This is a genomic window from Psychromonas sp. MME1 (genome assembly GCF_041080865.1).
Lineage (GTDB): Bacteria > Pseudomonadota > Gammaproteobacteria > Enterobacterales > Psychromonadaceae > Psychromonas.
Genome location: NZ_CP160906.1, coordinates 2,022,034 through 2,037,433 on the forward strand (window position 1 = coordinate 2,022,034; position 15,400 = coordinate 2,037,433).

The window sequence follows — 15,400 nt, forward strand, 5'->3', positions numbered from 1 at the left end:
ATAATTCCTATCCCTTTTGTTCTGTTCTATTTTCTGGTTGTTCAAAATGGTAACGACCGGTTTTCAAACTACTTGGACCTAGACGTGCAAAACGGAACATTAAAAACATCTCAGCGACCAACAGTATGGTGTAGAAAGCGGCAATAGAGATAATACTAAACCAGATCTGCTCAATCGAAACGCCTGAAACACCTATAGATGTTGGTAATATTTCAGCAATAGCCCATGGTTGACGCCCATACTCAGCAACAAACCAACCAGCTTCGGCTGCAATCCAAGGTAGTGGTAAACTGTACAAACATATTTTTAAAAATAGCTTATTTTCACCAATACGATGACGGGCAGATTGATAGAAAGCGAATAAGAAAATGAACAGCATAACAATACCGCAGCCAACCATAATACGGAATGACCAAAACATTGGAGCTACTTCAGGAATACTGTCATTAACAGCCATTTGAATTTGCTCTTCCGTGGCATCAACGACATTTGGCGCATATATTTTCAACAGCAAACCGTAACCTAAATCACTTTTTGCAGCTTCGAAAGCAGCTCTTGTTTCATCTGAAGTATCACCCGCACGCAAAGCTTCAAGATATTGATAAGCAATCATACCATTACGAATACGCACTTCATGCTCAGCCATTAAATCTTTTAAGCCTGTCACTTCTTCATCCAAAGAGCGCGTTGCAATAATCCCTAATGCATAAGGAATTTTAATCGCGTAATCGGTGCGCTGCTCTTCTTGATTAGGTAAACCTATCATCGTAAAAGCAGCTGGTGCAGGATGAGTCTCCCATTCAGACTCTATCGCTGCTAACTTCACTTTTTGCACATCACCTACTTCATAGCCACTTTCATCACCAAGCACAATGGTCGATAAAATCCCAGCCAAACCAAATGCTGCTGCTATTGCAAAAGATCGCTTAGCAAAACCAATATCACGCCCTTTCAGTAAATAATAAGCACTAATCGCTAAGACGAACACGGCGCCCGTTGTATAACCAGAAGCCACCGTATGAACAAATTTAACCTGTGCGACTGGATTAAATACTAATTCAGCAAAGCTGGTCATTTCCATACGCATGGTTTCATAGTTAAATTCAGCACCAACCGGATTTTGCATCCAGCCATTAGCCACCAGAATCCACAGTGCGGACATACTCGAGCCTAATGCAACTAACCAAGTTGCAGTTAAATGCTGTACTTTGCTTAATCTATCCCAACCAAAGAAAAACAGGCCAACAAAGGTTGATTCTAAGAAAAATGCCATCATACCTTCAATGGCAAGAGGCGCACCAAATACATCCCCAACGTAATGGGAATAATAAGCCCAGTTAGTCCCGAACTGGAACTCCATAGTAAGACCCGTTGCCACACCAAGCGCAAAATTAATACCGAACAATTTGCCCCAAAACTTGGTCATGTCCTTATATATTTCTTTATTTGTCATCACATAAAGTGATTCCATTATCGCTAAGATCCAAGCCAGACCTAATGTTAATGGTACAAATAAGAAATGATACATAGCGGTCATCGCAAACTGAAATCGCGATAGATCTACAATGTCATCCATCTATTTTTCTCCTAAAGTTAATTTTTAATAAATTATGAAATATTTAAATTATTTATCTATATAGGGCATCCCTAATAAGATATTCGACATAAAAGAAACAAGCTCAAAAACGACTGATATTAAATTTTAATATAATAATTATTTGATAATTTTAATACCATTGTAGTTTTTTAAGTAAAAGAAAAATTCCTTTTCGTCACAATCACACTATCGTTCAAGTCTTCGCTAGATTAAATAAAAAGCTATATTGTTAACGATATGTTAAAATATGATGTAAATAACCACTTTCATTAACAATCAATAAACATCAAAGGGTTGCACTGATAATAATTACATTTATACAAGTGAATTTGATTTAGATCAAGTTAGATATTGAGTAAGAAATTATCACCGCGCAACTGTAATCGCGAATCTATTCATTGAAGTATCAGAGGTATGATTCAAAACGAAATATACTCAAATTAATGACATGTTGATACCGTAACATTAGCTAATAGGGGTCAAATAGCAACACGTCTCCCCTTCCTAATTAACGAGATGTTTCTGGCTTATCAAATCCAAAATGCAAATAGGTTCGGTTAGTGGCAATGCGACCACGAGGTGTGCGTTGTAAAAAACCTTGCTGAATTAAATAGGGCTCAAGCACATCTTCAATCGTCTCTTTCTCTTCCCCTATTGCCGCAGCTAAATTATCCAAACCAACGGGGCCTCCTTGAAAGGTATCTAAAATAGCGAGCAGGAGTTTTCTATCCATATAATCAAACCCCTGATTATCAACCTCAAGCATATCCAACGCTTGTTTAGCAATCTCATCGTTAATCACCGTCACATTTTTGACTTGCGCAAAATCTCGCACTCGACGTAGCAGACGATTGGCAATACGTGGTGTACCACGAGACCGTTTTGCAACTTCAATTGCCCCCGATTCATCCATCTTCAGTAGCAGATGATTCGCGCTTCGTAAGACGATCCGAGTTAATGATTTTAAATCGTAATATTCAAGGCGTTGTACAATACCAAAACGATCCCGTAATGGTGAAGTCAAGGAACCAGCACGGGTCGTGGCACCAATTAATGTAAAGGGGGGAAGATCAAGTTTAATAGAGCGCGCAGCGGGCCCTTCACCGATCATAATATCGAGTTGATAGTCCTCCATTGCAGGATATAAAATCTCTTCGACCATGGGGCTTAAACGATGTATTTCATCAATAAACAAGACATCGTTCTCTTCAAGGTTCGTTAATAGTGCCGCTAAATCACCCGCTTTTTCTAAAATAGGCCCCGAAGTGGTTTTAATATTCACTTGTAGTTCGTTCGCGACAATGTGCGATAGTGTTGTTTTACCCAGACCAGGAGGACCAAATATCAATAGGTGATCTAGCGCCTCGCTGCGCTGACGTGCCGCTTCAATAAAAATTTCCATCTGACAATTTACTTGTGGTTGACCTTCATAGTCTGCTAATAATTTCGGTCGAATGGCACGATCCACAAAAGTATCATCAATTTTTTCTTGGCCGGAAATCAGGCGATCTTGTTCAATCATTATTTACTCTTAATTATATTCGCAGTGATAGCACTTATAGCATATTTTTAAGGGCAGAACGGATCAGAGCTTCACAGTCCATGCCAGCTTGATATATCTGATTAATGGTTTTCTCTGCCAACATCGGTTTATAGCCCAATGCTACTAATGCACTGATCGCCTCTTCTTTACTATTATTTATCTGCTGCGGGTGCTCACTGTCACTTTCTAATGCCATTCTATCTGCTTCAGGAGTTAATAAATCGGCCCCCGTCCAATTTTTTAGGCGATCTTTCATTTCCACCAACAAACGTTCAGCGGTTTTTTTACCCACCCCAGGTAATTTTACTAAACTATTAACGGCATCATTATGGATACATTGCACGAATTGATTGGCAGTCATTCCCGACAGAATAGCAAGTGCCAACTTAGGCCCAACGCCATTCACTTTAATCAATTCACGAAACATTGCACGTTCATGTTTATCGGTAAATCCATATAGCAATTGAGCATCTTCACGAACCACGAAATGGATGTAGATAATAGCCTCTTGGCCAATGTCGGGTAGAAGATAGAATGAACTCATCGGTAATTGTATTTCATAGCCCACCCCGGATACATCTAACAATACCTCTGGTGGTTGTTTTTCTAATAATATGCCACGTAAACGACCAATCATTTGCTCTTTTCTCTTTAATGTTGATTATACTACTAGCATAAAAAACAACTGATTAAATATCCAGCTTTATTTAAGCCATGTTTGTATTTTATTTTCACAAGCAAAAAGGCAGACTCCTAGCCAAATAAATACAAAAGTAACCATTTTAACCAAACTTAATGGCTCTGCGTAAATAAATACGGCAAATAAAAACATTAATGTCGGCGCCAAATATTGAAAGAAGCCTAATGTGGATAATTTTAATCGTAATGCTGCTTGCCCGAAAAAAATTAACGGCATCGCCGTTACAACGCCCGCAAACATCAGCCAAATATTCAAAGACCAACTGTTCTCGAACATATTAGCACTCGGGCCATTGGCAATATAGACAAGATAGTATAGTGCTATGGGCGTAACTAATAGGGTTTCAACAAATAATCCCGTCAATGCTGCAATTTTTATTTTTTTACGAACCAATCCATAAATAGCGAAGCTGTTAGCCAAAAATAAGGCAATCCAGGGTATTTCACCTAATTGTACAACCTGAATAGAAACACCAATGACAGCAAGCATGACTGCGAGCCATTTTATGCGGCTTAAGGACTCCTGTAAGAAAAATAAACCAAATAAAACATTAATAATAGGATTGATAAAATAACCTAAACTAGCATCGAGCATATAGCCATTATTAATCGCCCAGATAAACATCATCCAATTACCACTAATGAGTAGTGAGGTTAACGCCAATAACGCTATCTTTTTAGGGGATTGCAATAATTGCAATACATTACCCCACCCATTGCTATAGCTGATAATAAGAGCTGTCACCAATAGTGACCAAACAACTCGATGCGCTAATATTTCATAAACAGGAATAAACTGTAAGTATTTAAAATAGACAGGGGCAAAGCCCCACATTAAATAAGCACCAAGCGCATAAAAAACACCTAGATGTGTATCGGATAAATTTTTCATTCATGTCTCAAGGAAGGGCAAAATAAATTACTGATTATAATATTCTAGTAACGTAAACGTCCGCGCACAGTTTTCTTTACCTGTCCAGACATTGCGACTAACGATTGTGCGGTATGGGCATGGCAGATGGCCACCGCTAATCCATCGGCAGCATCTGCTTGAGGCGTTCCCGATAAAGAAAGAATTTTCATCACCATCTGCTGTACTTGTTCTTTGCTCGCCCCACCACTTCCTGTGACCGCTTGTTTTATTTGTCGTGCAGAATATTCACAAACATAGAGATCCGCTTGCGTTGCGGCAACAATTGCCGCACCTCGAGCTTGCCCCAATTTTAATGCCGAATCGGGATTCTTAGCCATAAAAACCTGCTCAATAGCAAATTCGGAGGGTTGATATTGGCTAATAATTTCACAGATCCCTTTAAAGATCATATCTAATTTAGGAGCTAACTGATCACCTTTAGTGCGAATACATCCACTAGCAATATAGATACATTTACTGCCTTTTTGTTGGATCACACCGTAACCCGTAATACGCGACCCAGGATCAATACCAAGAATAATACTCACACCAACATACCTTTAAAAAATCCCACGGGGTCAAAATAGTAGCCTACTGTACGCTTTGCGCATTGCTAGCGCAAAATAAATTTACAGCCCATCGATAAATTGCTCAACTAACTTAAATACCTCTAAACAAGCGTTCCCCGTACAATAACATGGCGATTAAATGCAATTTCCTCTAACTTTTTCTGTGATGAGCAAACCGTATTAACTATCTCCCTTGCGCCACTAGGATCAACGAGAGGATCATTACTACCCTGTATAATTAATAAAGGAGCACGAACCTTAGCCAACTTATCCCCACAGAGGGCTTGTAATTCGGTAAATTGACGCAATCCACTGATATATATTTTATCGTAATTGCTGTCGCTATTTTCACTCTCATTTTCTAACCAAGGTAAAGTGCCCCGCTTAAGCGATAAATTATGTAGCGCTTTATTCCATCTATCTAACATTGGAGATAATTGGCTCGATTTTTGTCGTAAAGTCAAAGCGGGATTAATTGCGACAATACCCGCTAATTGTTTGCCTTCACTACTGCCCTTGAGTAAGGCGAGTAACGCTCCGGCAGAAAATCCAACAACGATGACTTTACGGTAATAATGGCTCAGCAGCGCATATCCTCGTTGCACAGAATCTCTCCACTTCTCGACAGTGGCATTTTCCAATTCAGAAGGATGTGTCCCATGCCCCTCTAAACGCACCAAATAAACGCCATATCCCAGTTTATTCAAATACTCACCCAGCGCTAACATTTCCAATGGGGAAGCCAAAAAACCATGGATAAGCACGATACCGGGCTTGCTTTTATCGCCCACTAAATGGCGCGGCTTACCCACGTCTCGTGATTTACTTTCGTCTTTGATATAGGAACGCATTCGCTCTTCCTCATAGATAGAGCAGTCTCGGTTCATAATGGCATCGGCTACCTGATAGGTTAATTTAGCCGCAGAGTTAGCCAGTAATTTTTTTATCGCCGCAACGCTCTCCTCCATCACCTCAAACTCATTGGCTAATACGGCCGTCGTATTATCAAGGCGCACGCGATGGAAGGCATGTTGCAGTTTTATTTTATTATGATCGACATATAGGAGACCATCTTCTCGCCGTAACACTTTTTCCGATTCAGCGAGGGCAATAATACTCTCATAGGGTTTATAGGGGTCTTCAGCAATGAGATTAATCACCCTATCATCAATACTTTGATGCACGCGTCGCTGCCCATGATTTTTTATCATGACAATAGCAAGGTAGATAACTTGTTTAAAGGTTTGCTCAGCAATTCCCTGAACGGGGACATAACGCAATGCCGTTGCGACCAAATGGTCCATATTGATAGATAAACGTTTATAGATTCGGTGCATAAATAGCCGCGTTAAGCGGTGACGCATCAGCAGCATCAACCAATTAATTTTCCTCTGAGTCGATAAAAAAGGTAAAAATAGATTAAATAAACGACGGTAGGGCTTACAGAAACTACGCACATCCAGTGGATGTCCAAAGGAGATAGACATATCACTCTCTTGTAGTAATAGCTTTCCCTCAACTAATAACTCTTCTTCTACTTTCGGGGGAAGATCTTTTAATAAAAGCTGTACGCCCGTTGCCAATAAATTCCTACCTGGGCGTAATGGGTAGTAGGTAATATTGACAGGCACAATACATAGGTCTAACGGGTCGAGATTGCCCGGACCACGCAAATGATAAGTATCTTGGTAAAAATTAATCAACTTTTCATTATTATCAGCAATCGCCTGTTTATAATCTTCTTTCAATAAAAAACTTTTCAATGCTAAGGTCGCTGCCCCCGTATAAGGTGAGCGCTTTATATGGGGTAAGTGTAATTGTAAGCGTCCATTTTCAACCACTTTCTTATTTTTCATCATTGACCCTTCAGGAAAAATCACCCAGTTATAACTACCACGCATCAATTCAGATATGATTTTTTCATCCCGGCCCTTAAGATTAACGGGAAAAGCCCCCACTGAGGTTAAAAATTGCCCAAACTTTCCAACGAACAATGCGCTGTCAGCTAAAGAATGGACCATTTGCCCATTGAATTGGTACAATACTTTGGGCAACAGGCAGGTCTCAATACGGGTAAAATGGTTGACAACAAATAAGGTCGGGTTAGCACGCGTATTTTCTAACCCCTCAACAGAAATAGAAGTACGCGTAAATTTTTCCAACGCACTGATCAACAGCCCTGATATTCGAAAGGATCGACTCGCTTTTTCTAGCCTGCTCTCATATAACATAGTGATTACTCCTTATCATTAACCGGATAGATCCCCCTCTCTAACCAAATTAAATGATCCTTGAGCAGACTGTCACTTATATTTTTTGCCGTTTTACGCTGTTTAAATGAGAGCGCATTATATTCAGCCTTAATACGTTGACGTGCTAATCGACAATAGTGCTGCGCTAAGTCGATTGCATTACGGTTTCCTTGTTGGTACTGATTTTGTGCGTATGAACAGGTAGCAGCAATGGCGAAAATTTCACTACCAATCGCCATTAAATGACCTAATATCTCCTGACGTAATTCCAGTTTTTCACGATGAATTAACAATTGTAAAAACAGCGTTCGCGCCAACTTATGGGCTGCACGTTCACAATAACTCAGCTGTTTTGCCAAATTGCCACCTGCGATGCTTGTGACAGTTGTAATCAAACTCATGTTAATGAACTGTTTTGGATACCAACTAAGATAAGCTTTACTCAATTTAATCATGGCCGCTTTTTTGCCCTTTGCATCAAGACCCGGTTGCAGTAAATCCTGCGCCAGTTTTAGGTGACTATCAAGCGCCTCTCGACTTAAAAAAAGCTCCATGATATCCGTTGTCCCCTCAATAATACGATTGATTCGACAATCTCGTAGCATACGTTCGATGGGAAAGGGTAATTCCCCCCGCGCTTTTAATGAGCTGGCTTTCTCATATCCACGCCCACCAAAAAACTGCACCGTTTCATCGACCACCTGCCACGCCATTTCACTACAAAACATTTTCGCCATCGCCGCTTCCATGCGAATATCAACATCGCCTCTGTCCGCTAAATGGCTAGTTAACCAAGTGACGGATTCCATTGCCAAGGTGGTCGAAGCAATAAAAGCAAGACGATTCGACCCTTTTTCATGCTCTCCAATTGGCAACCCCCATTGAACTCGTTGATTGCCCCAACGTCGTGTCATATTAACGCACTGTTTTGCCATACCCGTGGAGGCAGCCGGGATAGTAAGTCGCCCAGTATTAAGGGTTGCCAAGGCAATTTTAAGGCCACGCCCCTCTTCTAAAATACGATTTTCAACGGGCACCGCAACATCAGTAAAATGCAAAAGACCATTTTGAATACCACGTATCCCCATAAAATCACAGCGGTGCCGTATCTCAATACCCGGCGATTTCCCTTCCACAATAAATGCCGATATTTGCTTATTCTCTTTACCATTAATTATTTTAGGGGCGGTGCATGCCATCACCACCAAGTAGTCTGCAATCAAGCCATTGGTACACCAGAGCTTTTCGCCATTAATGAGGTAATGGGTGCCCGCTTCATTTAAGGTGGCGGTGGTTTTCATGTGTGCAGGATCGGAGCCAACACTTGGCTCCGTTAATGCGAAAGCAGAGATTGCCCCTTCTTTAAACCGCGGTAAAAAACGTTGTTTCTGCTCCTCTGTTCCAAATAATTTCAAGGGTTGAGGTACACCAATACTTTGATGTGCCGATATTAAAACCGCGGTCGAGCCACAATGGCTGGATATAGCTGCCATGACACGATTATAATTGACCAAAGAAAGCCCTAATCCACCATATTTTTTATCCACTTTCATGCTGAAAATACCGATTTTTTGTAATGCTTGAATCGCCTCCTCTGGAATAACTCGCGTTTCATCAACTAAATCAGCATCCAATTTTTCACGTAGGATAACCTCCACATCAGCAACCAGTTGATCGCCTATTTTCTTATCTTCCTCACTTTGTTTTGGAAAGGGGAAAATCATCGCTTTATTAAATTCGCCCATGAACAGGGATTTGCCAAAACTAGGATGATGCCATATCGACTCGCGAGCATTTTCGGTCAGATGTAATGATGACGCCTTCGCATCGCTCATTTTCGATGTATCTATGACCATTTTATTGTCATCTTCTGAGTTCATAATACCTCCTTAGCCTGCGCGTAAAATCCTTTCTGAGCAGCGACCAACTCCGTTAAATAGGGGCTAACTTGATAGCGTTCAGGGATAATTTCATTAAGAGCGTTACATTTATTGACGATAGTCTCCAAACCAACACTGTCAGCCCAGCGGCACAATCCACCTCGCCAAGGCGGGAAGCCCGTGCCCATCACCATCGCCAAGTCCAACTGTCCTGCATTAGCAACGATATTTTCCTGCAAACAATGTGCGGCTTCGTTAACCATAATAATCATTAAGCGGTCAATAATATCCTCTTCACTGTGCGCTTTTTTCGCCGTTGTCCCCGTAAAATTGGCCACCAATGGATTGACTGTGACTTCCTTACCTTGATATTTATAAAATCCAGCACCCCCTTTCTTTCCTAACAGTTTTAAATCCTCATATACGGTTGTGAGCAGCGGACTCACCGCCATGCGCGAACCAAAACCTTCCTGTAGCGTTTTAGCAACCTTATAACCAACATCAATGCCCACCTCATCGGCTAACTGAAAAGGTCCCATCGGCATACCAAACTCAGTGATCACGCGATCAATCATCTCAATATCAGCCCCCTCTTGTAGTAAATAGGCAGCTTCATTCATGTAGGGTAATAAAATTCGATTAACTAAAAATCCCGGGCAGTTAGCCACAACAATTGCCGTTTTCCCCCAACTTTTAACCATAGCAACCGCACGCGCAATGGTCTCATCACTGCTTTTTTCGCCGCGAATAATCTCCACCAAAGGCATACGATTAACGGGATTAAAAAAGTGCATCCCACAGAAATTTTCTGGGCGATTTAGCACACTCGCCATCTCGGTAATAGACAATGCAGAAGTATTACTACAGAGCAATGTCGAATCACTGATGTGCGTTTCTGTCTCCGCTAATAGCTGTTTTTTGATAGTGATATTTTCCACAATCGCTTCGATCACCACTTCTACATGGGCAAAACCTTCATAATTTACCGATCCACCAATGCGATTCATGGCCCGATCAATGTCACCTTGTTGAAGGCGACGACGTTTTTTTAACTGGGCAAAATAATTACTCGCCTGTGCATAACCTAATGCGACGGCATCCCAACTAATATCCTTCATTCTGACGGAAAGTTTGTGCTGAGATAATAGCCACGCGATACCGCCCCCCATTACCCCGGCACCAAGCACTGCTGCGTGCTGAGGCGGCGTAATTTCGCCCTTATAATCTGCTCCCGTAGACTTTTTAACCGCTTCGGTTAAGAAAAACAGTTCGATCAAATTTTTCGATATATCGCTAACCGCTAATTTGGAAAAGGCCTCAAGTTCACGGCTGATGCCCTCATTAAAACTGCATTTAGTCGCGACAACATCGAGCACGGCAAGTGGAGCGGGATAAAAACCTTTACTGCTTTTCAGAACACTTTTGCGCGCTTGTTTAATCACCCATGCACGGCCCCAGGATGTCTCTAAGAGTTGATTCATGATGCGTTGTGTTTTAGCTCGAGGCTCCCTATTCGCCTTTAACTCATCTCTAAAGTTCGGATCGCGCAACTGTTGTAAAAAGCCTTCACATTGATCATTTAATAACGCAGAGGCGATCAACTTATCTATCAATTTTATTTTTTTCGCTTTACTGCCATTAACGGTTTTTCCTGCCAAAATAATATCCAATGCATTGGGTAAACCGATTAATCTTGGTAAGCGTTGTGTTCCCCCCACCCGGGAATAATTCCTAAGCGAACTTCAGGTAACCCAATAGTTGTTTTAGGATTATCCGTGGCGATACGGTAATCGCAGGCTAGCGCCAACTCGCAGCCCCCACCAACACAGGCACCATCAATAATCGCGACGGTGGTTTGTGGTAATGCGGCGATACGGGTAAACAACATTTGCCCAACTTGCCCCTTTTCACGTGCAGTTGCTAAGTCATTAATATCGCGTAATTCCTCAATATCGGCCCCCGCAATAAAAATATCTTTTTTAGCACTTTCAAAACTGACCACTTCATACTGCGTCTCTTTACTAAGCTCTGTGACCACTTGAGCTAGCTCAGACATAACAGCTGTGGATAACTTATTTACTCTTTCATCGGGAAGGTCAAAAATAACACGTAATAACCAATCGTTTTTTTCCATGCGAATTGTTTTCATTACTCTACCTCCAGTGCCAGAGATGCACCTTGACCACCACCAATACAAAGTGTCGCTAATCCTCTTTGCCCCCCTCTTCTGCGCAATTCATGCAACAAGGTTAATATTAATCGCCCGCCCGTTGCGCCAACGGGATGACCGAGTGCAATCGCCCCACCATTGACATTTAACTTGGCGCGATCGATGACCCCTATGGCTTTATCTCTGTGTAGATATTGCTTTGCAAATTGGTCACTCGCAAAGGCACGCTCATTGGCGATCACCTGCACGGCAAAAGCTTCATTTAGTTCAATTAAATCGAAATCATCGAGTGTCAGCCCCGTTTTATCTAATAAACAGGCTGTAGAGTAAACGGGCCCAAGTCCCATTCGCGCACCATCAAGTCCGGCATAGCTGTAATCACGTAAATATCCAAGGGGTTTTAAACCGCGCTGTTTTGCCGTTGACTCCGCCATCACAGTGAAAGCTACCGCACCATCGGTTATCGGACAGGCATTACCAACGGTCACACTACCTGCATCGCGGTCAAAATAGGGACGTAATTTAGATAATGCCACACTGCTTTGATCACCGCGCGGGCCATTATCAAGGTGTTGAATATGTTTATAATCAGGTGCACAGGGAACAGGCACAATTTCATCGCTCAAACGTCCATCGGACTGTGCCTGTGCTGCACGTTGATGACTAAGCAATGCAAACTCATCTTGCTCTTGGCGGGTAATGGCAAATTCACGGCATAACACTTCCGCCGTTTGCCCCATATTTAACCCACAAACGGGGTCAGTTAATCCGAGCTCAATACCAATCACTGGTTTTAAAAAATGGGCGCGGAATGTCAATAGCGCCTTTAATTTATCCGGCAAGCTTTTAGCCATCATTAGCCGAGTAAAAAAATCACTCATTTGCGCACTCAATAATAGTGGAATATTAGACATCGATTCAGCCCCACCTACGACCGCGATCTCGATTTCACCAGCAAATATTTTATTCGCGGCGGTGGTCATCGCTTCCATACCCGACGCACAATTGCGATTAACCGTATAAGCGATGGTGGTTGAAGGAAAACCACCCTGTAAGGCGATCACACGAGCAATATTAGCGGCATGACCGGGCTGAGCCACATTGCCCATTATCACCTCGTCAATGTCATTATAATTGAGTACCGATCGTGCCATTAACTCACGAACAACAATGGCACCAAGTTGATCCGCCTGCATCCCCTTAAAAGCCGTACCCGCTTTACAAAAAGGGCTACGAATCCCTTCAATTATCGCTAATCGCTCTTTCATATCCTCTCCTATCAATGCTTAAAATGGATCACAGTTGATGGTCTTTAGTAATTATTTTATTCGCTATGATGGCTATACATAGACGTTATCAGCTCTGCATGTCGCTCACTCACTTTTCCTCGGCAAAGTTTCATGGTCGGCGTTAATAAACCTGACTCAATCGTCGGCTCCTCGGTAATTAACCTGAAGCTACGTATTTTTTCCCAGTCATTAATCGTTGCATTGATTTGATCGACGTGTTTTTGCAAGGACTGCATAATGCAATGATCCGCATCCTGAGACTCAGCACATTCAGGCGAGTTTTGATAGGTGGTAAATGCTCTTTGGAAAGCTTCGCCTTCCGCAAAAAGCAGTGCGCTAACAAATGAGCGACCATCTGCAATCACCATTGCAGCATCAACTAAAGGATGTTTAAGTAGAGCTTGCTCAAGCGGTACGGGCGAAACAAATTTACCCGTTGAGGTTTTACAAATATCACTCAAGCGTCCAGTAATAATCAAATTTCCATGTTTGTCGAATACTCCCGTATCGCCAGTACAAAACCAGCCGTCATCATCAAAACGACTAGCCGTATACTCGGGCATTTTATGATACCCCAGCATGATGTTTGGTCCCTTACAGCGAATCTCCCCCTCTTCTCCCCGAATTTCCACCAGCACATCGGGAAAAGCGGGGCCAACTGTTCCTGGATGATTATGACCAGGATAATTAGCAGTTAACACTGGCGATGTTTCCGTTAAACCATAACCTTGATAAATGGGAATACCTGCATTAATAAAAAAACGACATAAATGTTCATCGAGAGCGGCACCACCAGCAATGACTGTTTTTAATCGACCTCCTAAACCCGATCTGATTTTTTTAAATAGCAATTTATCTGCGGCAAATTTACTGAGCGCATTAGCATTATCTTGATGCCCGACTTGCACACTCCAATTGCCCAGTGCTTTTATTAAAGAAGAGGAGCTGTCTATTTTTTCATGTAATTTCGAATAGAGTTTTTCTAAAATACGCGGCACCATGGTCATTATCGTAGGCTCGACTATCGGTAAATACTCTTTAAGCTTTTGCACGTCATCAGCAAAATAGATGGGCACCCCCTGACAGAAATAGGTATAAACCACCGTACGTTCAAAACAATGCGCAAGAGGTAATGCACTGAGCGCCCTATCTTTACTATGATCCAGAGGATAACGCTGTATAGCAGCAACGATTTGGCTACATAGATTATTATGGCTAAGGACAACACCTTTAGGATCACCAGTGCTACCTGATGTATAAATAATGGTGGCAATATCATCGGGCTTTAGCTGTGCACAAAGTTGTCGATATAGCTCCGGTTTAGCCAGTGATAATTGGTCGCCTTTTTTTAGCAAATCGTTAAAATTGACATAGTTACTTTTTTGCTGATGGGCAACATCTCTTAAGATTACTTTTTTTAATGACTTGCATTCACTTTGTGCAAAAGTCCATAACTCAGGATCATCTACATAGGCAAAACGGCAAGCTGAATCTTTGAGTTGATAGGCAAGATTTTGTTTGCTGATTTTAGGGAATACTGCGGTACTGTAACCACCCGCTAACATTATGGCCAAATCCACCATTAACCACCAAGGGCTAGAATTAGCAATAATAGCTACCACATCGCCACGCTTTAAGCCTAACGCAGCAAATCCCAAAGCCATACGACGAATAGTTTCTAAAAAATGTTCAGATGAAAGGGGAGAAAAACCATCTCCTCGACGATAAAAAAACGCTCCACTACTACGGAAAGTGGTAAAAGATTGTTGCACAAGTTCTGGTAATGTCATTCCTTCTTTCGTCATAACATGAATCCCTCTGTTTCACCTGCGGGTATTGCATATTAAGTATAGGGCGGCTTTGCCATTGGGCAAACGTAACCGATCTGTTTGTTTTGTTTATCTGTGAGTTAGCTTGAAATAATAGGTAAATATAATGGGGTGTGGAGTTCAGTCCGCATGGCTATGCGAAGCATGGTGAATAATAGTTCTAAGCAAAAAAAATATAAAAATGCAGACTCAAACCTGCGCACCATTTACTCTCAGATAAAGCAACCAATAGAGTAATAACAAGCAAGGATATGGGATTTTCTATATTACAGAAATGAAAAAGGCTTCTCAATTGAGAAGCCTTTAAAATGTGGCGGAGGAGGAGAGATTTGAACTCTCGGAGAGCTATTAACCCTCGCTGGTTTTCAAGACCAGTGCATTAAGCCGCTCTGCCACCCCTCCGGAACAGGACGAATCATACAGATTGTCGCTTCAATTTGTAAAGTAGAATTACATAAAAAAAATTTGTTTGCCGAATTTATCAACAAAATGGGTAAATTAACGTCAAAAAATTACTAATAATGATAGCTACAGTGGATCCGTATTATCATCAACACGCATCGCATAGCTTAAGTTGCAATCTCCTCAATAGCCACTTAGATCATATTCAACTTTTTGACTACTATCGCTGCGTTGCCTCACTCTGCTGTTGAGGGGGA

General features: G+C 41.7%; 11 protein-coding genes and 1 tRNA gene. All 12 read right to left on the reverse strand.

Annotated elements, in window-relative coordinates; genetic code table 11:
* Positions 1-7: 7 nt before the first annotated feature.
* Positions 8-1,576, reverse strand: a complete 1,569-nt coding sequence (locus tag AB2N10_RS09255) for a cytochrome ubiquinol oxidase subunit I (RefSeq protein WP_354623952.1) — start codon at positions 1,574-1,576, stop codon at positions 8-10.
* Between the two features lie 529 nt (positions 1,577-2,105).
* Positions 2,106-3,119, reverse strand: coding sequence for a Holliday junction branch migration DNA helicase RuvB (ruvB, locus tag AB2N10_RS09260; protein ID WP_354623950.1), 1,014 nt, complete (start codon positions 3,117-3,119; stop codon positions 2,106-2,108).
* A 34-nt stretch (positions 3,120-3,153) separates the two neighbouring features.
* Positions 3,154-3,777, reverse strand: a complete 624-nt coding sequence (gene ruvA, locus AB2N10_RS09265) for a Holliday junction branch migration protein RuvA (protein WP_354623949.1) — start codon at positions 3,775-3,777, stop codon at positions 3,154-3,156.
* A 66-nt stretch (positions 3,778-3,843) separates the two neighbouring features.
* Positions 3,844-4,731: an EamA family transporter RarD gene (gene rarD, locus AB2N10_RS09270; RefSeq protein ID WP_354623948.1), complete on the reverse strand. Its 888-nt coding sequence runs from the start codon at positions 4,729-4,731 to the stop codon at positions 3,844-3,846.
* A 44-nt stretch (positions 4,732-4,775) separates the two neighbouring features.
* Entirely contained in the window at positions 4,776-5,300 is a 525-nt protein-coding gene (ruvC, locus tag AB2N10_RS09275; protein WP_354623947.1) for a crossover junction endodeoxyribonuclease RuvC, read from the reverse strand.
* A 122-nt stretch (positions 5,301-5,422) separates the two neighbouring features.
* Entirely contained in the window at positions 5,423-7,552 is a 2,130-nt protein-coding gene (locus AB2N10_RS09280) for an alpha/beta fold hydrolase (RefSeq protein ID WP_369433733.1), read from the reverse strand.
* Positions 7,553-7,557: 5 nt separating this feature from the next.
* Entirely contained in the window at positions 7,558-9,453 is a 1,896-nt protein-coding gene (locus AB2N10_RS09285) for an acyl-CoA dehydrogenase family protein (RefSeq protein ID WP_354623945.1), read from the reverse strand.
* A complete protein-coding gene (locus AB2N10_RS09290) occupies positions 9,450-11,171 on the reverse strand; it encodes a 3-hydroxyacyl-CoA dehydrogenase NAD-binding domain-containing protein (protein ID WP_369433734.1) in 1,722 nt (573 codons plus the stop codon). The genes AB2N10_RS09285 and AB2N10_RS09290 overlap by 4 nt, the downstream gene beginning before the upstream one ends.
* On the reverse strand, positions 11,141-11,602 hold the full coding sequence (locus AB2N10_RS09295; RefSeq protein WP_369433735.1) for an enoyl-CoA hydratase-related protein: 462 nt from the start codon (positions 11,600-11,602) through the stop codon (positions 11,141-11,143). The genes AB2N10_RS09290 and AB2N10_RS09295 overlap by 31 nt, the downstream gene beginning before the upstream one ends.
* The gene (locus AB2N10_RS09300) at positions 11,602-12,891 is read right to left on the reverse strand and encodes an acetyl-CoA C-acyltransferase (RefSeq protein ID WP_369433736.1); all 1,290 of its coding nucleotides are present in this window, start codon (positions 12,889-12,891) and stop codon (positions 11,602-11,604) included. Before AB2N10_RS09300 ends, AB2N10_RS09295 begins: the two co-directional genes overlap by 1 nt.
* Before the next feature lie 56 nt (positions 12,892-12,947).
* Positions 12,948-14,717 (reverse strand): long-chain fatty acid--CoA ligase, encoded by a 1,770-nt coding sequence (locus AB2N10_RS09305; RefSeq protein ID WP_354623942.1) that lies wholly within the window; start codon positions 14,715-14,717, stop codon positions 12,948-12,950.
* 335 nt (positions 14,718-15,052) lie between these two features.
* Positions 15,053-15,143: transfer RNA gene (locus tag AB2N10_RS09310), tRNA-Ser, on the reverse strand.
* Between the last annotated feature and the right edge of the window lie 257 nt (positions 15,144-15,400).

What these genes read in the sequence shown, in the direction of transcription:
- rarD (WP_354623948.1), bottom strand. Translation starts at nt 4,731, where the DNA reads ATGAAAAATTTATCCGATACACATCTAGGTGTTTTTTATGCGCTTGGT.
- AB2N10_RS09255 (WP_354623952.1), bottom strand. Translation starts at nt 1,576, where the DNA reads ATGGATGACATTGTAGATCTATCGCGATTTCAGTTTGCGATGACCGCT.
- AB2N10_RS09295 (WP_369433735.1), bottom strand. Translation starts at nt 11,602, where the DNA reads ATGAAAACAATTCGCATGGAAAAAAACGATTGGTTATTACGTGTTATT.
- ruvB (WP_354623950.1), bottom strand. Translation starts at nt 3,119, where the DNA reads ATGATTGAACAAGATCGCCTGATTTCCGGCCAAGAAAAAATTGATGAT.
- AB2N10_RS09305 (WP_354623942.1), bottom strand. Translation starts at nt 14,717, where the DNA reads ATGACGAAAGAAGGAATGACATTACCAGAACTTGTGCAACAATCTTTT.
- AB2N10_RS09285 (WP_354623945.1), bottom strand. Translation starts at nt 9,453, where the DNA reads ATGAACTCAGAAGATGACAATAAAATGGTCATAGATACATCGAAAATG.
- AB2N10_RS09300 (WP_369433736.1), bottom strand. Translation starts at nt 12,891, where the DNA reads ATGAAAGAGCGATTAGCGATAATTGAAGGGATTCGTAGCCCTTTTTGT.
- AB2N10_RS09280 (WP_369433733.1), bottom strand. Translation starts at nt 7,552, where the DNA reads ATGTTATATGAGAGCAGGCTAGAAAAAGCGAGTCGATCCTTTCGAATA.
- ruvA (WP_354623949.1), bottom strand. Translation starts at nt 3,777, where the DNA reads ATGATTGGTCGTTTACGTGGCATATTATTAGAAAAACAACCACCAGAG.